8 protein-coding genes are annotated in these 20578 nt (G+C 69.6%); 5 read left to right on the forward strand and 3 right to left on the reverse strand.

The features are described 5' to 3' along the window. Positions 1–524: 524 nt before the first annotated feature. Complete coding sequence (locus SNE206_RS14700; RefSeq protein WP_407913776.1) at positions 525–737, reverse strand: hypothetical protein; 213 nt, start codon at positions 735–737, stop codon at positions 525–527. Between the two features lie 915 nt (positions 738–1652). On the opposite strand from SNE206_RS14700, the gene SNE206_RS14705 reads away from it, so the two are divergent. From SNE206_RS14705 to SNE206_RS14715, 3 genes are all read left to right on the forward strand, one after another. Then, entirely contained in the window at positions 1653–3542 is a 1890-nt protein-coding gene (locus SNE206_RS14705; protein WP_407913777.1) for a tetratricopeptide repeat protein, read from the forward strand. Positions 3543–3813: 271 nt separating this feature from the next. After that, on the forward strand, positions 3814–4332 hold the full coding sequence (locus SNE206_RS14710) for a hypothetical protein (protein ID WP_407913778.1): 519 nt from the start codon (positions 3814–3816) through the stop codon (positions 4330–4332). A gap of 278 nt (positions 4333–4610) precedes the next feature. Then, positions 4611–6857 carry a tetratricopeptide repeat protein gene (locus tag SNE206_RS14715; protein WP_407913779.1) on the forward strand — a complete coding sequence of 749 codons (2247 nt, stop codon included), beginning with the start codon at positions 4611–4613 and terminating at the stop codon, positions 6855–6857. 272 nt (positions 6858–7129) lie between these two features. On the opposite strand, the gene SNE206_RS14720 is transcribed toward SNE206_RS14715, so the two are convergent. Continuing rightward, a complete protein-coding gene (locus SNE206_RS14720) occupies positions 7130–8176 on the reverse strand; it encodes a hypothetical protein (RefSeq protein WP_407913780.1) in 1047 nt (348 codons plus the stop codon). 59 nt (positions 8177–8235) lie between these two features. Further along, on the reverse strand, positions 8236–14070 hold the full coding sequence (locus tag SNE206_RS14725; protein ID WP_407913781.1) for an RHS repeat-associated core domain-containing protein: 5835 nt from the start codon (positions 14068–14070) through the stop codon (positions 8236–8238). A gap of 674 nt (positions 14071–14744) precedes the next feature. On the opposite strand from SNE206_RS14725, the gene SNE206_RS14730 reads away from it, so the two are divergent. Continuing rightward, complete coding sequence (locus tag SNE206_RS14730; RefSeq protein WP_407913782.1) at positions 14745–18791, forward strand: FG-GAP-like repeat-containing protein; 4047 nt, start codon at positions 14745–14747, stop codon at positions 18789–18791. A 579-nt stretch (positions 18792–19370) separates the two neighbouring features. After that, positions 19371–20351, forward strand: a complete 981-nt coding sequence (locus SNE206_RS14735; protein WP_407913783.1) for a pentapeptide repeat-containing protein — start codon at positions 19371–19373, stop codon at positions 20349–20351. The last annotated feature ends 227 nt before the right edge of the window (positions 20352–20578 follow it).

Consider the following 20578-nt stretch of genomic DNA (forward strand, 5'->3'; position numbering starts at 1 on the left):
AACGAGCCCCCTTCCGCTTCGCTTCAGGGGGCGGGCGGCCCAGGCGAGGCGATCCAGTGACCGTCCGGCAGGAGTGCTGGTCACTACTGGCTGACTAGGGGAGGTGCCGGGGCTTGGTGGGCGGGCGGCCGGTCTGGGGGTGGCAAGATCCCCGACCTGCTCCTGTATCAGTTCTACACTGTCAGCAGATCCCGCCGCAGAAGCTGTGCGGACTGAGCCGAAAGCATCCCTCACGGCCTCGCCGAAATTCCCGCCCAATAAGGTCCGGGATCAGGCAGGAATTCCGGGCTGGCGCGGTATCAGAAACCGGTCGCCAGAAAATCACGCCACACGCCCGGTTCGCATTCCGGCCCCGCCCACCACCCGCCACCACGTCATAGCCGAGGATTCTCTCTGCCGGGGGTGGGCGGTGATCGGTGCGGCAGAGGCTCGGAGGCGCTGACGGTTCGGAGGCGCGGTCGGGACCGCCCCTGCCGGGGGCCGGTGCCCGGTGTGGGCGCCGGCCCCCAGCAGGGGCGGGTGGGTTAGCCGAAGTGCTCGGTGATCTGCTCGATGAGCCAGTCGGTGACCGAGCGGAAGGTGCCGGTGGCGGCACCGCGGACGGCTTGCCCGGCGAGCCGGTCACCGGCAGAGGCCGGGGCCGGCTCCTGGTCGTGGCGGGGTGCGGTCGGCTGCTCGGGGACCACCGGGGTGCGCGGGGTCTTCTCGTTCCGGGTGCGCTGCTGCTTGCGGGACATCAGGTCCTCCCCTTGCGGGTCGTGGTGAACACGGGTCAGCCGGCCGGCTTGAGGCACCACGATCCCGGCCGGGAAGGCCCCGGGGACGATCCGCGGACACACCCGGACCATCCCGGAAACGCCCCCCATCCACGCAGGTGAGCACTAGGGTTGGAGGCCGGTCCGGCGGACGATCACGGACCGGTACGGACAACCGCGGACCGCACGCCCGGCCACCGGTGCCCACCCGCAAGGGCTGCGTCGGAGACCGCGGTCAGGCCGCGGGTCCGTGGACCAGGGGAGGACACCCCGGCCTGCCGCGCGGGACTCGCGCACCGGCCGGCGGTGCGGGAGAAGGACAGGCAGGGGGCCACGATGGCGCCAGGACACAGCCCACAAGCACAGGACGCTCTGCGCGAGTTCGCCCGCCGGCTGAAAGACCTGCGGGTCGATGCCGGCAGCCCCACCGGGCCGCAGCTCGTCAAGGAATCGGGCTCGGTCCTGAATACCAGCGCGATCAGCGAGCTCCTGGAAGGAAAGAACGGCACCTTCCGCGTTCCGAGCTGGGACAAGATCGCCGCCTTCCACACTGCCTGCGAAAAGCATTCCGAAAAAGAAGGATTCCCGCTGGAAGGGCCGATTGGGGATATTCGCCACTGGCGGAAAATGTATGGGGCTCTCGTCAGGGATGTCGATGAATTCGACAGCAACAGCACATCGGTCACGGCGGGGCCTTCGGACGGGCTCGTGCCGGTCGGGCAGGTGGTGGAGCCGGCCGGGCCGGTGCTGCCGCCGATTGCGCCTCCGCGTGGCGTGCCGCGGGGGTTCACCGGCCGGGACGAGGACCTGGAAGACCTTCTTGCCCTCCTGGACCCTTCCCCCGGCAGCAGTCCCGGCCCCACGGCTGCCGCGGGCGAATCGCACCCGGAGGCGGTGATGGTGGCGTCCGTGCTGGGGATGGGCGGGATGGGCAAGACCACCCTCGCCCTGGCCGTCGCCGAGACCGTCCTGGAGCGGGGCCTGTTCACCGGGGTGCTGTTCCTGGACCTGCACGGCTACGACGACACCACCCTCGACGCCGGCCAGGCCCTGGACGCAGCCCTGCGCGCCCTGGGCACCAACCCCGAACGGATCCCGCCCGAGACCGACCAACGCGCAGCCCTCTACCGCGCCCAGCTCGCCGCCCGCACCCGGGCCGGCCAGCGGGTCCTGGTCGTGGCCGACAACGCCTGCGAAGCCGGGCAGGTGGAGCATCTCGATCCAGGAAACGGCCCGCACCGGCTGCTGGTCACCTCCCGCGACGACTTCGCCGCCGCTCTCGGCGCCCGCCTGATCGACCTCGACGTCCTCACCCCCGACCGGTCCATGGCGCTGATGGACACCGCACTGCGCATCACCCTGCCCAAGGACGGGCGGATCGCCGCCGACCCCGACGGCACGGCCCGGGTCGCCGAGCTGTGCGGACACCTTCCGCTCGCCCTGCAGATCGCCGCAGCCCAGCTCACCGCGGACCGTACCCTCACACCCGGCCGGCTCGCCCAGGACCTGGAAGACCTCGGCGAGCGCCTCGACGTCCTGGAAGACGGACCACGGGCGGTACGCGCCGTGCTGGAACGCTCCTACCGCCGCCTGGCCCTCCCCCACGCCGAACTGTTCCGGCTCCTGGCCGTCAACCCCGGACCCGACCTGTCCACGGAGACCGCCGCCGCCACCACCGGCATCACCAAGACCCGGGACGTCCGCAACCGGCTCGTCGCCCTCTCCAAGGCCAGTCTCATCCGCCAGGACCCCCACACCGGACGCTGGCGCATGCACGACCTCGTCCGCGCCTACGCCACCGAACAAGCCCGGCAGAGCCCACAGCACACCCGCACCGCTCTGCACCGCCTCCTGGACCACTACGCCCTCACCGCACGCAACGCGGACGCCCACCTGGACCCGACGACGAACAGCAGCAGCCGAGGGCTGCAGTTCAAGGACTGGGGTGCGGCGATGGCCTGGCTGGACGCCGAACGCGTGAACCTCGTCGCCGCCGTCCACACCGCACACGCCGCCGGCCACCGCGAGACCACCATCGAACTGGCATTCTTTCTGGGGGACTACCTGCGGTCACGCCGGTATCTGCAGGACGACCTGGCCGTCGCCACCCTCGCCCACGATGCGGCCACCTCCCTCGGCGACCGCCACCGCGAAGGCGGTGCGTGGAACAACCTCGGCAACGCCTTCCAGGAGCTGCGGCGCTTCGACGACGCCCTCAACGCCCACCAACACTCCCTCGACATCCACCAGACCCTCGACAACCGCCACGGCGAAGGCACGGCGTGGAACAACCTCGGCCTCGCCCTCAGGGAGCTGCGGCGCTTCGACGACGCCATCGCCGCCCACCAACACTCCCTCGACATCTACCAGGCCCTCGGTGACCGCCACGGCGAAGGCGGTGCGTGGAACAACCTCGGCCTCGCCCTCCAGAAGCTGCGCCGCTTCGACGACGCCATCGCCGCCCACCAACGCGCCCTCGACATCCGCCGCGACCTCGGCGACCGCCACCGCGAAGGCCCGGCCTGGAACAACCTCGGCACCGCATGGCGGAGCACCGGGGCGTACGAGCAGGCCGTGGAGGCCGGCGAGCGTGCTGTGGCCGTGTTCCGCGAGCTGGACGACCCGTACCGCGAGGGCCAGGCACTGGGCGAGCTCGCCGACACCCTGCAGGCAGCCGGACGGCCAACTGTTGAGGTAAGGGCCGTCCGCGAGGCATCCGCAGCGGCCTACCGGACAGTCGGCGCCGATGACGAAGCGGAAAAGGTGCTGGGCAAGACGGACGGGTAGCCGGCTGGTACCGCTTGGGCCCAGCCGCTCAGACCCGGCCGCTCGTCGTCGGCCAAGCGCTCGCTCGCGCAGTGGCGTGCCCGTGCCCCGGCACCTGCCGGTGCCTGCCGTGTTCGGATGTCCCGGCGGAAGCACGCGCCGTCGGCAGCGGGCAGGGCGGCGGGGTGGTCCCGGCCGGGCAGGGTGCGAGTGGGTCGGTTCGGGGGTGGGTGTTCGAGCGCGGTGTCGGTCCTGTGGGTGGGAGAATCCCGGCCACGGGGGCTGTGTCGGCATGGAGTTGGGGGTGGCGCGGGTGCGCCGGTGGATGTGGTGGGCCGTGGCGGCGGGCTGTGCTGTGGCCGGGGCCGGTCTGGTGCTGGTCGCGGTGCTGGTGGACCTGGAGAGCGCGGACAAGATCGCGAGCGTAGTCGGCGCGGTGGCCTCCCTGGCGGGCCTGGTGCTGACGGTACGTGAGCTGCGGCGGACCCCGGGCGGGACCGGCAGCAGTACAGGTGCCGGTACTGGTGCCGGTGCTGGTGCCGGCGGGGCCGCAACGGCCCCCGCACCGGCCGCGGGGGCACCCGGTGGGGGCGTGCGGGAGGTGACGGTCCACTCCGAGCAAGGCGGCATCGCCGCCGCCGGCAACATCACCACAGCCGGGGCCGGGGCCGGGGGCGGTAGCCCGGCTGCTCAGGCCGGGAACGAGGCCGTGCCCGGGATCGACAAGCGCGAGGTACGCGCCACCGGAGCAGGCTCGATCGCCGCAGGAGGCGACATCACCGGCATCGACCTGAGCGGACCGCGCCCGTGACACCCCGTCTGCCCTGGACCAGGGACAAGAAGCCGTTCGGCAAGGCCGTCCCGGAAAGCAGCGGCCCATCGGCCGGGCCGGACGAAAGGGAAGCAGGACAGCCAAAGGCTCCGTCCTCCGCCGGGCCCGGAGACACGGTTGCGGAAGCAGGTCCGGGCACCGCGGCGGGAGGGTCCTCGTCGCGGAAGGTCGAAGCTTCCGGCGAGGGTGCGGTCGGTGCCGGAGGTGACATCGCGCATGCGGCGATCGGCGAGCGCAGCCGTGTCGAGCACACCCAGATGCGGGCCGACACCACCGGCAGCGGGATCGTCCACCAGGCCGGCCGGGACGTCAACGTTCACCATCACCACGGCCCCCTCCCCGATCCGGCATCCGTCGCACAACCGGTGCCGGCGCCGCTGGCTCCTCCGCCGGCTGTCCCACCCGGCTTCACCGGCCGCACCGAAGACCTGGAGGACCTCCTGGCGATCCTGGACCCCACGGCCGCCGACGGCGGTACGGGGCCGGCCACGAAGGCAGTGGTGGTGGCGTCGGTGCTCGGGATGGGAGGGATGGGCAAGACCACCCTCGGCCTCGCCACCGCCCACGCCGCCCTCAAGCGCGGTCTGTTCACCGGTGTGCTGTTCCTGGACCTGCACGGCTACGACGACACGGTCCTTGACGCCGGCCAAGCCCTGGATGCTGCCCTGCGCGCTCTCGGCGTCGAGCCCGAGCAGATTCCCCCCGAGACGGACCAGCGTGCCGCCCTCTACCGTGCCCGGCTCGCCACCCGGGCACAGGCCGGGGAGCGGATCCTGGTCCTCGGCGACAATGCCTGCGCCGTTGAGCAGGTCGAGCATCTCCACCCTGGGAACGGACCGCACCGGCTGCTGGTCACCTCCCGCGACAACTTCGCGGCCGCTCTTGGCGCCCGCCTGATCGACCTCGACGTCCTCGGCCCCGAGGAGTCCGTCACCCTCATGGACACCGCGCTGCGCATCACTCTGCCCAAGGACCGGCGCATCGCCGCGGATCCCGACGGCGCGGCCAGGGTCGCCGAACTGTGCGGGCACCTGCCACTGGCCCTGCAGATCGCCGCCTCCCAGCTCGCCGCGGACCGCTCCCTCACACCAGGCCAGCTCGCCCAGGACCTGGAAGACCTCGACGAGCGCCTCGACGTCCTGGAGGACGGACCGAGGGCGGTACGCGCCGTGCTGGAGCGCTCCTACCGACGGCTGGTCCTGCCCCAGGCCGAGCTGTTCCGCCTCCTCGCGGTCAACCCCGGACCCGACCTGTCCACCGAAACCGCAGCCGCCGTCACCGGCATCACCAAACTCAAGGATGTCCGGGCCCGGCTGGTCGCCCTGTCCAGGGCCAGTCTCATCCGGCAGGACCCCGACACCGGACGCTGGCGGATGCACGACCTCGTCCGTGCCTACGCCGCCGAACAGGCCCGGCAGAACCCCCAGCAGAGCGCCAAAGCCCTGACCCGCCTCTTCGAGTACTATGCCCGCACCTCGCGAGCAGCCATCGTCCATCTGAACCCCGCCGCGGGCGGTGACAAGAAGCACTTCCCCGACCGGGGCGCAGCGATGGCCTGGCTGGATGCGGAGCGCGCCAATCTCGTCGCCACTGTCCATGCCGCGCGTGCTGGCGGTCATCGTGAGGTCACCGTGGAGCTGGTGTCCCTTCTGGGGGTTTACCTGCGTTCACGCCGGTATCTGCAGGACGCCCTGGTCGTCGCCACCCTGGCCCACGACGCGGCCACCTCTCTCGGCAGCCGACACGGCGAAGGCATCGCGTGGAACAGCCTCGGCAACGCCTTCCAGGAGCTGCGCCGCTTCGACAAGGCCCTCGATGCCCACCAAAGCGCCCTCGACATCAACTGCGGCCTCGGCAACCATCACGGCGAAGGCTTGGCATGGGACGGTGTGGGCCTCGCCCTCGCCGGGCTGCGCCGCTTCGACGACGCCCTCGACGCCCACCAAAGCGCCCTCGACATCCACCGCAGCCTCGGCGACCGATACAACGAAGGCGCGGCGTGGAACAGCCTCGGCCTCGCCCTTGCTGGGCTGCGCCGCTTCGACGAGGCTCTCGACGCCTACCAGCACGCCCTCGACATCTACCGCGACCTCGGCGACCGCCACGGCGAAGGCGCGGCGTGGAACAACCTCGGCCTCGCCCTCAAGGATCTGCGCCGCTTCGACGACGCCCTCGACGCCTACCAGCACGCCCTCGACATCTACCGCGACCTCGACGACCGCCACAACGAAGGCATGGCGTGGAACAACCTCGGCACCGCGTGGCGGGGCACCGGAGCGTACGGTCAGGCGGTGGAGGTCGGCGAGCGTGCCGCCGCCGTGTTCCGCGAGCTGGACGACGCGTACCGCGAGGGCGAGGCGCTCGGCGAACTCGCCGACACCCTCCTCGCCGCCGGACGCCTAGCCGGCGAGGTACGCACCACGCGCGAGGCATCCGCCGAGGCTTACCGGCGGGCCGGCGCCGAGGACGAAGCGGTGAAGGTGTTGGGGAAGGCGGACGGGTAGCCAGTCGGCCGGGGGAGGCTGCCGCCCCGCCTCTTGCGGGGCGGGCGGGACGGGCGGGGCGGGGCGGCAGCCTGGGGCCTGTCAGGCTTGCCGGGGTCAGGCTCCGTATCGGGCCTGGACGGCCAGGGGCGCGGCCGGCCCCAGCAGCAGGCAGGCGGTGGTGATGAGTGCGGGGCGTTTGCGGGGGCGCTGCTTGAGGACGATCGTCGGGATGGAGAAGGGCCCCGCCCCTCCTGTCGGAGGAACGGGGCCCTCGATGGCAACTCCGATGATCAGACCGTCAGGGCGCGCACTGAGCAGTCCGGATCCGCGGCCTCAAAGATGAGCTCGGCGGACCTCCCGTCCAATGGGAGCGAACAGACGACCTTCCCCTCGGGCGGTCCCCCGGCAGAGAGATCGACGACAAGCACCAGGCGATCCCCCGCCACCACCATGTCGGTGACGGTGACTCCGTCCGCGGCGCCGGGGTGGAGCCCGCGCAGCACGGGGCTCAGGTCCGAAGACGTCCACCGGCCCGTACCACGCACATAGTTCAGGAGCCTTCCCTTGGCCGAGACGGCGGTGACACCGTCTGCCGCAACCGAGGGGCACCCTGCCAGTTCGTCGAGGGGAAGACGGATGAACGACCACGACTGGTCGGCCGAGTCCGCCGCGTAGAGCAGGATGTGTTCCCACCACTCGCCGAACTCGGTCGCCATGCACCAGAGGTCCCCTGCTCCGGTCGCCGCCGCGAGAGCGCCTGTGCGCGGGTCCACCAGGGGCCGGCCGAGCCTGTCGCGCCAGCCGACCGACGGCCGACCCCACCCGGTGAAGTCAAGCTCACTCCATCCGCCTCCGGTGGGCGCCGGGGTGACCAGCACGGGGACCGGGTACGGCTCGCCCGAGCGGCCCGTCGTCTGCAGTCTGCCGCCAGACAACACCAGCGGCTCCTCAGGGGTGCTGGTCGCACCCAGGACGACGTAGCGCTCCGGGACCGGGACCTCCTCCCAGGCCGTTGCTCGCCAGGGCAGTCGGTGGACCCTGCGCACAGTGCCGAGGTCTGACCGGTACTCCGCACCGACCAGCACGGTGGTCCCGTCCTGCAGCACGTGGTACTGGCCTGGCTGCAGGTCCGAGGCCGGGGAGGTGGGGAGGGTCGTGAACTCCTCGCCCACGCCGTCCGCGACGTGCACGGGGACACCGCCGTCGGCAGCCGGGGCGATCAGCGAGACGCCCCGGTCGTGGCGGATCACCCGCACCGGGAGAGACCGAAGCTCAGGAATCTGACACCCCGGCAGTCGTGACTGCCGGACCAGCACCCCCGCCCGCAGCTCAGCCACCAGCAGATCGTCACCTTCCCGAAGCGCAACCGTCAGGACGATGCCCCGCGTTGGCTCCGTCACTTGAACAGTCCCCCCACCCAGTTCCCGATCTTCCGACCGGCGGTGCTCCCGATCGCCGCGCCGATGACGCCGCCTGCGACAAGTCCGATGGCTGATCCAGGGCCTGGGAAGGCACTACCGATGGACAGGCCGATCATACCGCCCAGTTTGGCTCCGGCCACGGCGCCGGCGATGCCTCCCGCTTCCCTGGCTGCGGTGCGGACCTTCTCTCCCTCGGGTGCTGTCGCGACCTCGTAGATGCCGATGCCGACGTCTACGCCGAGCAGGACTCGCCCACCGATCTTGGACGCCCTGGCCAGCTGGTTCGCCCGCGGGTTGGTCCTCGCCGCGCTCTCGATGATCGCGGCGTCCGTCTTGCGCTGCCGCAACGCGTCATAGGTGGGGAAGTCCTTCTCTCCCCGCGTACGGGGCAGGTACCAGTCCTCGAGCGGGCTCCGATAGCGGCTCCGAAGCGCGTTGCGCTCATCGACGACCCACTGTGCGGCCGCTTTCTGACCGTAGACCGACCGCATCTCCTGTGCGGTCTGACTGGCCAGGCGGTCCGAAGCGCGGTACTGGTTGCGGCGGCGGTTGGCGTCGTCGGTGTAGGTGAAGGTGTAGCTGCTGACGGTGTTGGCGGCGATGCGATCGGTGTCGCCGACCGTCCACGTCGGGGAGGGGGTCGACGGGCTGCTTCCTTCGTGGAAGGTGCCCCCCGTCCCGACCCAGGCCTCACCCGCCGCGCAACTGTCAGCGCACATCCGCTCACCCGTCGGATCGCTGAACGTGACGGGATTGTTGCTGCCGTACGCGTAGGCGTGCAGTTGTTGCGTGTCGCCGGTATCCAGTTGCGGGTCGACGCTGATGAACCGGCCGGTGACCGGGTCGTACTCGCGTGCCCCGATGTGGGTCAGGCCGGTGTCGCCGTCCTGGGTGCCGCCGACGAAGGTCCGCTGGCCCGCCCAGGCACTGGCCTGTACGCCCCGGGGAGCACCGAAGACGGTGGTCTTGCGTCGTGTCACCGCCTGGGTCTGGGAGTCGACCTGGACGCTCGCCGTTCCCTGACGATCCGCCAGGAGGAAGAGGAGCGCGCCCCCGGTCCGGACGGCGACCGTCTTGGAGCCGACGGTGTAGTACCGCGTGCCCGCCACCGCACCGGTCTTGGGGAGCAGCAGTTCGTTGCCCCCCGGAAGGTAGAGCGTGGTACCGGTGGAGTCGCGGCGGATGAAGCGGGCGCCCTCGGCGTCGTACAGGTAGCTGCTGACCTCCGATCCCTGGGTGAGCTTGGCCAGATGGCCCTCTGCGTCCCACTCCAGGGCCTGCGATCCGCTCTGGATCTGGCGGCTGTCGGTGTTTCCGGCCGCGTCGTAACCGAACTGGTCGACCCGGGTGCCGCTGGGCCCGGTCTCGGAGACCGAGGTCAGCGCGTGCGGGCGGGCGGCACCCGCGGCCGGGACGGTGTACGTCCGGCTGATGTCACCGGCGCCGCCGGTGACGCTCTCGTGGCGTACCTCCGACTTTCGGTTGCCGAGCGTGTCGAAGGTGTAGGACGTCCAGTAGGCGTCCGGCCCTGCCACGTTGCCCTGAGGGCCCGCCTCGCAGTTGTCCCGGGCGGTCCAGGCTTCGGTGATCCGGCGGAGCCCGTCGAGCGAGAAGCACTGCCGGTCGGTGACCATGGCGGCGTCCTGGCCGCTGCTGGTGGTGATCCCGGTGACGTCCCCCACCGAGTCGTAGCTGTAGCCGGTGTCGTCGATGCGCTGTGGCGCGGTCTCCCGATCGGTGACCGCGCGGGTCAGCGCTCCGGTGTGCTCGTCGTACTCGTACGACGCCCACAGCTGCTTGCCGAACGCGCCGAACTCCTCGCGTGTCGTGCGCCCGTAGTGGTCGTAGCCGACTGCCGAGAGGATCGGGTCACTGCCCGCGTAGACGGTCGAGGGCAGGCCCGCCGTCGGCGTGTAGGAGTTGGTGACCCGCTCCTGGGGAAGTCCGCCGGCGGCGGGCTGCTGGGTCCACATCACCTGGCCGGTGTTGGCGTTGTAGGACGTGGTCCACTTGTACGTACCGGCCAGAGCGCCCTCGGAGACGGGAACGATGATCTGGTTGGCGGTCGGCTTGTACAGGCTGTTGTAGGCCGTGACCTCCACCACGTAGTCCGAGCCGTCAGTGTGCCGGATGGTCTTGGACAGCTGGCCCTTGGCCACGGTGTCGTAGACCCACTCCGAGAGCACGGTCGAGCCCTGCTTGAGCGCGGTGTGGCGGCCGAGCGCGTCGTAGTCGGTGTGCAGGGTGATGTTGCGCGCGTCGGTGCTGTCGACCGGCCGGTCACCGGCGTCGAAACTGGTGGTGGTCCGCCCCTTGTCGGGATCGTCGGTCTGCACCACGCGTCCACGAACGTCGTAGGCGGTCTTCCACTTGTTGCCGGCCGGGTCGCTGACCTCGGTCAGCAGTCCGCGCTTGTCGTAGGCGTACTTCACCGACTGCGACACGGTGCGGGCCTGGTCGGTGTACTCCTTGACCTCCGTCTTGTGGCCGCGGCCGTCGGTGTAGGTGGTCGTGGCCACACCGCCCTGCGGCGGCACCACCGTGGTGGCGTCGCCGTGGTAGGTGGTCGAGGTCCGCTTGGTTTCGTCGCCGAACCGTTTGCTGATGACGGCGGTCGGACGTACCGCGCCGTCGAAGACGGTGTCGGTGGAGGCGGGGTACTTCAGTTCCTGACCGATCACCAGGATGCCCTCGGCAGCACCCTCGGCGTAGAACTTTCCGGAGTCCCGCCAGGCCAGGCCGCGGGTGTCGTAGAAGGTCTCCGAGACCAGGCGCCCCGAGCCGCTCGGCGAGGGCTCCTGGGTCTGCCGCGCCCGGAGCAGGCCGTCCAGCAGCACGTACCTGGTCAGGTACGTGGAATCGTGCTGGAGGGTACTGGTGCCGATGACGTTCACGCCGTCGTTGCGGACCTGATAGCTGTACGAGTAGTTGGGCGAGTCGGGGTAGGTTGCCGCCGACCGGGTCGGAAGCCATACCTTGGTGACCCGGCCCAGCGCATCGTAGGCGGTGGTGGTGAGCTTGTTGTTGGCATCAGAGACAGCGATCTCCTGTCCTCTGCGGTCCAGGGTGGTGGTCGTCTTGTGACCGAGCGGGTTGGTGACGACGGACTGGGTGGGCACCTCGCCCGCCGCCGGGGTGTAGGCGGTGGTGGTCTCCTTGCCGTAGGCGTCGAAGACGGAGACGGCCCGGCCGTAGGGGTCGTAGCCGGTGCGGGAGACGGTGTCGTAGCCGGTGCCCGCTCCGTTGACGGTGCGGGTCTCGGTCACCAGGCCCTTGACCGGCGCGGTGTCCAGCGCGGTCGAGCCGTCGTAGAAGTTCTGCCTGTCGGAGATGATGTCGGCCGGACGGCTGGCGGCGCCTTCGCACGCCACGGCGACGGTCTCGGTCCGGGAGACCCTGTCGAGCAGCCACGCCTCGGTGTTGCGGGCGTATGTCGTCCTGGTGCACTGGTCGTCGTTGCCGTCGGCCTCGTCGCCGAGGTCGGAGACGGTGCTGGCCATGCCGTACTGGTCGAACGTCCGGGACAGCGAGGTCCGGCGTTCGCCACCGGTCACCGTGGTACGGGTCCGCTCCTTCTCGACACCGGTGAGGAACGCCTCCAGGGCCGGCAGGCCGGCCCTGCTACGGGTCGCCGTCGCGTTGGAGCGCCAGGGTGTGTAGGAGGTGGCGGAGACCAGCGGGCCGCCGTCGCCGTTGTAGGTGATCTTCTCGCGGGTCTGACCGGCGAACTGCGGACGGTCGGCAACCGTGGCACCGCTGGAGTCCGCGACCTGGGCACCGTCGATACCCCGGAAGTAGCGGGTCTCTGTGAGGGTCCGGGCGTCGTACCCGGCGCCCATCCGGGACTGTACCCGGCCGTAGCCGCGGAAGACGGAATGCACGCGGTCCTCGGCCTTGGTGAACTCGTCGTCGTTCTTGGCCCAGGCCGCGCCGTCCAGGTAGGAATACTCGGTGACCTTGTCCGGACTCTCGACGACGTTGTCGCCCTCGACGACCTTGGTCACCACGTAGGTGTTGAACCAGTCGAGTTCGGCCGTGGTGCCCTCGTAGGCCCACTTCACCGGGTAACAGCGGGTGGTGTTGCCCCCGTCCGCGGGCGGAAGGGAGGTGGGGGTGCAGTCCTGATCGGAGTAGTACGCTCCGATGGTACCTCCGGTCTCGGTGGTGACCTGGTTCAGGCGGAGGCGGATGAACGGGGCGAGGCCGTCACCGGTCTTGTCGACGCGGTTCGCCAGCTGCTCGCCGGCGAAGGTGACCGGCGGAAGCGTGCCGGTGCCGTTGCTCTTGCCCGTGCGGGTGATGGAGGCCAGCCACATCGGTGTAGAGATCCCGTCGCCCGAGGGCGGGAAGCTCTGCACGAGGTTCCAGGTGTCCACGTCCTGGTTGGCGCCACCGGTGAGCACCTTGGTGGTGATGGCGGTCAGCCGCTTGCGGGACCAGAAGGTCGGCGAGGACTTCGCCTTGCAATCGTCGCCGTCCTTGCAGTACTGGTCGAACGGGACGTCCGGCCAGTTCTTGGCGCTGGCCTCGTCGAAGGTGTCGCAGGTGGAGAGGCAGCGCTCGTTGACGTCGAACTTGACCGTACCCATCGGCTTGCCGCTGTAGACAGCGTCGGAGCGCAGTCCGTACTCGGCGCGGTCGAGCCAGCCGCCGCGAACGTACTGCGTCGCGGTGCCCTTGCCGGTCGTGGAACTCCAGTTGCGGGCGTAGCTGTTGGTCTCGGTGTTCCAGTAGTACGCCATGGCGTTGCCGCCCGGGTCGACCACGTAGTCCAGCTGCCAGCGCCAGGCCTGCTGGCACCAGGCGTTGGCGAAGGAGGAGTTGTAGCAGGGCTCGCCGGACTGGTTGCCGAACACCGGCACCGTCCACGCCGACTTCGTCTCCGCCGCGCCAGCCGTATAGCCGGGCAGGCGGTTCATGCCGAAGAAGTACTGGGTGCCGTCAACCGTGGTGATCTTCCAGTGCTCACCGTCGTTGTCACCGTTGGTCGCACCGGTGAGCTTCTCGACCTTCTCGCCCGAGTCGGTCGCCGGGTGCCAACCCTTGCCGGCCTCGTAGACGAGCTCGGTGTTCTTGCCCCCGAGCGACAGCACCGCGTTGTCGTTGTACCAGCACAGGTCGCCGACCTTGGCGCTGTTGGTGCCACCGGACTGATCGTCGTTGCAGCCCTTGTAGCGGCGTTCGATGAAGCCCGGCTCCCATGACCATCCGTCACCGAGCCAGCCCGGCTGGTTGTTGGAGGCGGAGGTGCGGCCGTCGACCGATGACGAGGAGTACGCGAGTGTCACGGACGGCTGCAGCCCACCCGGCACCGAGGGCACGCTGATCGGGTAGGACCAGTTGAAGCCGCCGGTGGAGCCGCCGGCCGTCCAGGAGCCTGACGGTTGGAGCGAGGTCGCCTTGTAGTCACCGGTGGGACCCGACGCGTCGGCGGTGGCCGCGAGCACCATCGGCGTCCCGGAGCCGGAGGCAGCCAAGGCGGCAGGCAGTGAGCTCTTGGCCTCGGCAGCCGGACGGGTCGGTACGTCCACGGAGGCCGAAACGGCGCCCTTCCCGGGCTCGTTGACCGACGCCAGCGGTACCTGTGTGCGGCACTCGACGCGCTCCGGAGTGGTCAGCACACAGGCGGGAAGCCGCACCAGACGAAGGCGTGCCGCCCAATCGCCGCCGTACGCCTTCGCGAAGGCGGAGTAGTCGAGGGAAACATCGACCTTGTCTCCGCCGTCCGGGCCGGTACCGGCAATCGAGAACAGTACACCGTCAACTCCTGCCGCCCTGGCCTTGGCCCGGTCGGCGACGGTGACGCCCAAGCGTCCACCCGGTACGTCCGCGGGCTGCTTCCGCAGCGAATTCGCCTTGGCTCCGGGCGACTTATCGGCTTCGCTGCGGATCCGCGCGGAAATACGGTCCGAGCCGGGCCATACCACCGCGGACGTCGGCCCGCCGGTGGCCGCGGCCTGGTTCGGCCGCTTGTCATCGCCGAACCGGGCCGGCTTGACCGGTACCGGCTTGACGTCCTGCAAAGCCGGCAGGTCGGGTCGACTGCTGTGCGGATCCGCAGCCATGGCCGCACCTGGCAGCACACCTATCAACGCCGTGGTGGCGACCACGGTCGCCAACCAGCGGACGATGGAGTTTCTCACTCCGATTCCCTTCGAAGATTATGAATGAGCCGACGAAGGCTAGCAAGGGGCGTAGACGAATTCCTCGGCAAATTCGTCGCCACGCGGGAGAGATGTCCACATGTGTGACCATTGATCAACATTGGTGGCATTGCGCACGAATACTACTCAAAGTTCTCTTCAGCAAGCATTTGTGAGTGATCGTCACCAGACCGGGTTCTCCGAAAAATTCGGGCCGAGGGGCGCCGTCCGACCGGTATAGAGTCCTACCGCTTCGTTCAGGAACCCATCCCAAAGGAATCAGTGTGACCATATTTTCCAATAGCGGCCGCAGAAGCTTGCGGTCGAATGGGGCGATAGCCTTGGCGTTGGCAGGAGGACTCGCGGTCGGCCTCACCGTCGTGCCGCTCTCCAACGCCCAGGCTGCGCCGGCCGCCCCTGCCGCGGCCCCGGACGATGGCTCGGTCAGCCCTGAGGAGATGGCCCTTCAACAGGCCAAGTCCACCGGCGTCCCGGCCGAACTCATCTCCGCGCGGACCGAGTTGTCGGATACCTGGGCCAATCCCGACGGCACCTTCTCAGTGCGCCACTACGGAACCCCGGTGCGCGTATTGCGCGGAGGCGCCTGGGTGGCCACCGACCCGACACTGCAGTTCGCAGCCGACGGATCGGTGCGGCCAAAGGCCACCTCGGTCACCATCGCCTTCTCCGGTGGCGGCACCGCACCGCTGCTGACCGGGGTGAAGGACGGGCGGACGCTCTCACTCTCCTGGTCGAAGTCGCTGCCCAAGCCCACCCTCGACGGAAACGTCGCCACGTACACCGAGGTCCTGCCCGGGGTCGACGTCCAGCTGAAGGCCGAGATCGAGGGCTTCTCGCAGCTGGTGGTCGTCAAGACCCCCCAGGCGGCGGCCGACCCCGAACTGGCAACACTCAAATACACGATGTCCACGGTCGGCGTAACAGTCGCCACCGACCCGGACACCGGCGCCGTCCAGGCCATGGACCCTGCCGGACGCCCGGTGTTCACCAGCCCGCCGCCGATGATGTGGGACTCCACCACGGTCAGCAGCGCACCGTCCGCCGCCAAGGCCTCGAAGTCGGCCGCCGCTCCCGCCGCCGCCCCGGCCGCAGGCGAGCCCTCCGATCCCGGCAGCGGGTTCGAACAGCCGGCCGGCGCCAAGGACGCCGTCATGCCGACGTCGGTCAGCGGCAACACGCTGCAGATCACGCCCGATCAGGCACTGCTGAAGGCCGCCGACACCCAGTACCCCGTCTACATCGACCCGTCCTGGGCATGGGGCGGTCGGCAGAACTGGACCCGGGTCTCCGCGAAGTTCCCGAAGCTGAGCTTCTGGAACGCCAACGAGGTGGCCCGGGTGGGCTACGAGAGCGACACCGGCGGTCTCTCCCGGTCGTTCTTCCAGATGGACACCAGCAACATCAAGGGCTCGAAGGTGATCTCCTCCACCTTCCGGATCAACAACGTCTGGTCCTGGTCCTGCCAGGCCCGCAAGATCCAGCTCTGGCACACCACCGGCATCGACAGAACGACCACGTGGGAGAAGCAGCCCGCCAAGGTGGACTGGCTGGGCACCGTCAACGAGTCCAAGGGCTGGAGTTCGAGCAGCTGCCCCGGCGGCAACCTCGAGTTCGACTTGACCTGGAAGATGCAGCGGGTCGCAGCCGCCGGGGATCCCAACATCACCCTCGGCCTGTACGCGGAGGACGAGGGCGACACCTTCGCCTGGAAAAAGTTCGACCCCAAGTCGGCCTATCTGGAGACAAAGTACAACGACCCGCCGCAGACCCCCTGGGGCCTAGGCACCAACCCGCGCACCGACTGCGCCACCGGCGGCCTGATCGGCAACACCACGGTCAGCCTGTACGCGATGGTCGACGACCCCAACGCCGGCAACCTCTCGGCGCAGTTCCAGATATTCCGCGGCAGCTCGTTGATCGCCGACAAGTGGATACCGGCGCTCAAGGGCCGGGTCTCCACCCTGGTGGTGCCGGACTCCGAACTGCCCACCGGTGACTACACCTGGCAGGTCAGGGCGTACGACCAGAGCGAGTACTCCGGTTGGAGCACCACCTGCCGGTTCAGCGTCGACCGAACCCGCCCGGCCAAGGCGCCCAAGATCGACTCCTCGGTGTTCCCGAACGGCCAGAACGGCTGGCCGGCCGGCACCGGCAAGGCTCGCAACCCCGGCGCCTTCTCCATCTCCGCCAACGGCATCGACGACGTCGTCCGGTACGGTTACTTCACCGACTGGGACCAGTCGGTGAAGAGCGTGGACGTCCCTGCCGGCGGCACGGCCACCATTTCGCTCACCCCCTCCGGCGTCGGACCGCACTTCGTCCACGCCTTCAGTCAGGATGCCGCCGGCAACCGCTCCGACACCGCGACGTACCTCTTCTACGCCGGTCGCTCGCAGGCCAGGGATCTTCCCTACGACCTCAACGGCGACGGCCACAAGGACATCTGGAGTGTCGACTCCAACGGCACCCTGCTGACCTACGCGGGCCAAGGCGACGGCCGGTTCTCCTCCGCCACCAACGGCGGCCTGAGCTTCACGGACCCGCGTATCACCTACTCCGGCGACTGGGGCGAGGACGGCTACAACGACCTCGTCACCCTGGAGTACGACGGCGTCGACAAGCGCCGCAAGCTGTGGACCTACCCGAACAACGGGCTTGGCACGGCGAGCGTCAACTTCGGGAAGAAGAAGCAGGAGCTCAAGCTGTTCTGCCCGGTGGCCGACGAGGAGGGCACCTGCCCGTCCGGCAACGACCACTGGCAGAACCAGAACACCCAGATCCTCTCTCCCGGCGACCTCAACGGCGACAGCGTCCCCGACCTGCTGGTGCGCGACGACAAGCTGCTCTGGGCCTACTACGGCGGCCGCAACGACTACTTGGACAACGCCGATCCCGTCCTGGTCGGCGGCAACGACTGGGACAAGTACACCGTGATCGCCCCCGGTGACCTCAACGGCGACAGCGTTCCGGACCTCTGGCTGCGTGACGAAGACAAGGGCGACATCCTGCGCTCCTATGGCAGCAAGGACGCCAACGGCGTCGTCGACCTGGCAACCTGGGGCACCAAGGACCGCACCAGAGTGGGCGTCGGCGTCACCAAGGCCCTCTATCCGACCGTCGGCTCGGTCGGTGACATCAGTGGCGACGGCGTCACCGACCTGTGGGCACGGCAGGCCGACAACACCCTGTTCGCCTGGTGGGGTCAGGCCTGGGACGGAAGCGTCAACTCCTTCTCCGGCGGCTGGACCATCGACGGCGTCGTCGGCGCCCGGATCCCCTCCGGTACCAACCTGGCCTCCGGCCAGGAGTTCACCACCGGCACCGCCAAGCTCGCCATGCAGGCCGACGGCAACCTGCTGCTGTCCAAGGCCGGCAAAACCGTCTGGGCGTCCAACACCGCCGGGAACCCCAACGCGTTCGCCCGGATGCAGGCCGACGGGAACCTGGTCGTCTACAGCGCCGACGGCTCCAAGGCGCTCTGGAACGCCAACACCTGGGGCAAGCCCAACTCCTACGCGATGGTCCTCGAACGCGGCGTCCTGGTGATCTACAACGCTGCAGGCCAGGGGCAGTGGACCAGCGGCACCCAGAGCCGGCCCGACTACAACGCGGACGGCTACACCGACGTCCTTGCCAGGGACGCCAACGGCGACATGTGGGTCTACCGGGGCACCGGCGGAACGGGCACGAACACCCTCGGCACCCGCGACTTCGTCGGCAACGGCTGGTGGCGCGACTACTGGACCAACGCCTACACCGCCGACCTGAACAACGACGGACGCACCGACATCGTCGGCCGCACCCGGTCGGGCGAGCTCTACCTCTACCCGGGCACGGGAGGCACCGGCACCAACTCCTTCGGCTCCCCCAGCTACCTCGGCAACGGCTGGAACACCTACGACACCCTCGCCTTCGGCGACATCACGGCGGACGGCCGCACCGACATCCTCGGCCGCGACAGCGGCGGCGAGCTGTGGGTCTACCCCGGCACCGGGAACGGCGGCACCGACACCTTCGGGAGCCGGCAGTTCAGCGGCAACGGCTGGTGGCCGGCGTCCTGGACCAGCATCCGCATCGCCGACCTCAACGGCGACTACAAGGCCGACATCATGGGCCGCACCGACCAGGGCGACCTGTACGTCTACCCCAACACCACACCCGCCGGCGGCACCATCAGCTTCGGCGCCCGCTACTTCAACGGCAACGGCTGGTGGAACGGCTCCTGGACGCCGTACGCGACCGACCTCAACAGCGACGGCGCAGCAGAATCGGTCGGCGTCACCACCAACGGTGAGCTGTACGACTACCTCCCCGGCGGCCGGACACTGGTCGGAACCGGCTGGGGCGCCTACGACGTAGTCCTTTAACACGCAGGGATTCTGACAAGCCTTCCGTTCAGCCCACGTACCACCGGCCCCCAGCGGCGCTGCAAAGTCCGGTGATCTTGCGAGTTCGCAGGCCAGAGCAGTGCGGAGGGTCCGGGCTGGCACGTCACGAATGCATCGAAGCTCCAGTTGAGCCAGGTGGCCTTGCCAAGTCGCCTTGAATCGCTGGAGCTTCGGTGTGTCGTCAGTCTGCCGCCGCCTGCCTCGTGAAGTCACCTGAACCGCCGACAGCACCCTGCTGAACAGGATCCGCACCGCCTGCACCGACCCCGCGACCAGGGAGCCCCGCTTCGGCCGGACCGATTTCACTTGGGCCACTTTCACCGGCGAAACCCGTTTCGCATCAGTCACCTTCGCCGGCGACGCCCAGTTCGACTCGGCCGCCTTCACCGGTAACGCCCTGTTCGAGGCGGCCACCTTCGAGGGGCTGCAGCATCTGGGCCCCATGCTCTGCGCGGGCGAGATCAGTTTCGACGGGCCCGTTTCACCGGAACCCAGGCCACGATCGAGGCAGCCACCCTTTCCCTGTCATGCGAGCGGACGGCCTTCGAAGGCTCGGTGGTGCTGCTCCTGCGGTACGCGACGGTGAACCTGAACCGCGCACCCCTGGCCGCCCCGATGGCGCTGCAGGCCGAGCCCCTCCCCTTCACCACCCGGAACGGGACGCTGGACGAGAGCCTGCTCACCGCCGACACCTACCCGCCTGCCGTCAAGCTCGCCTCCCTGAAGCGTGTGGACGCCACCCGGCTGATCCTCACCGACATCGGCCTGGACGGGTGCCAGTTCACCGGCGCCTTCCACCTCGACCAGATCCAGATCGGCTTCGGCTGCCGCTTCGCCCAGCCGCCGACCGGCTGGCGCCGTCGCGGTGTGTTGCCCGCACGCTGGTCACCGCGCAAGGTCTTGGCCGAGGAGCAGCACTCGCGTGCACAGGTGGTCGGGCGGGAGGGTCGGAGGTGGCCGGCGGGCCCGCATCACGGGGCGCCGGAGCGGGGGGCGGGTCCGGAGGATCTGGCGGGGGTGTACCAGCAGCTGCGGAAGGCGTTCGAGGAGGCGGGCAACGAGCCGGACGCGGCGGATTTCTCCTACGGCGAGATGGAGATGCGCCGCCGCGATCGGCAGCGGCCGCGGGCGGAGCGCCGGCTGCTGTGGACGTACTGGCTGGCGTCCGGGTACGGGTTGCGGGCGTCGCGGGCGTTGTCGTGGCTGGTCGCGGCGATGGGGGTGACGTTGTTGTTGATGATGTTGTTCGGGTTGCCGGACGACACCCCGGACCCGCAGAGCACCGGCACGTACGGCGCCGGGGTGGTGAAGGTGACCACGAAGACCCCCGACCCCGCCCTCACCCTGCCGCTCCGTAAGCGGGTCACCGCCGGGCGGGCGGAGAAAGCCACCCTGGTCGTCGTCAACTCCGTCGTCTTCCGCTCCAGCGGGCAGAACCTCACCCTGCCCGGCACCGTCATCGAAATGGCCTCCCGCATCGGCGAACCCGTCCTGCTGGGCCTCACCGCCCTCGCCGTACGCAGCCGCGTGAAGCGCTGACGACCGGATCGCCAGCCGCCCTGGAGGCGACCGCCAGCAGGTACGCACTGGGCCAACTGATCAGCTGGCAGCGCTCGTATGCGACCGTGGTGGGTGCGGGTGCGGCGGGCCGGGTTCACCGGGCTCAGCCAGGAGTAGCAGGACCTGGTCGGCGTCCTCGGGACCGAGGAGGACCAGGTGTTGGTCGGCACCCGGGTCCGAGTCGCGGCCTGGCGGAACAAGTCGCG

This window comes from Kitasatospora sp. NE20-6 (assembly GCF_045862635.1).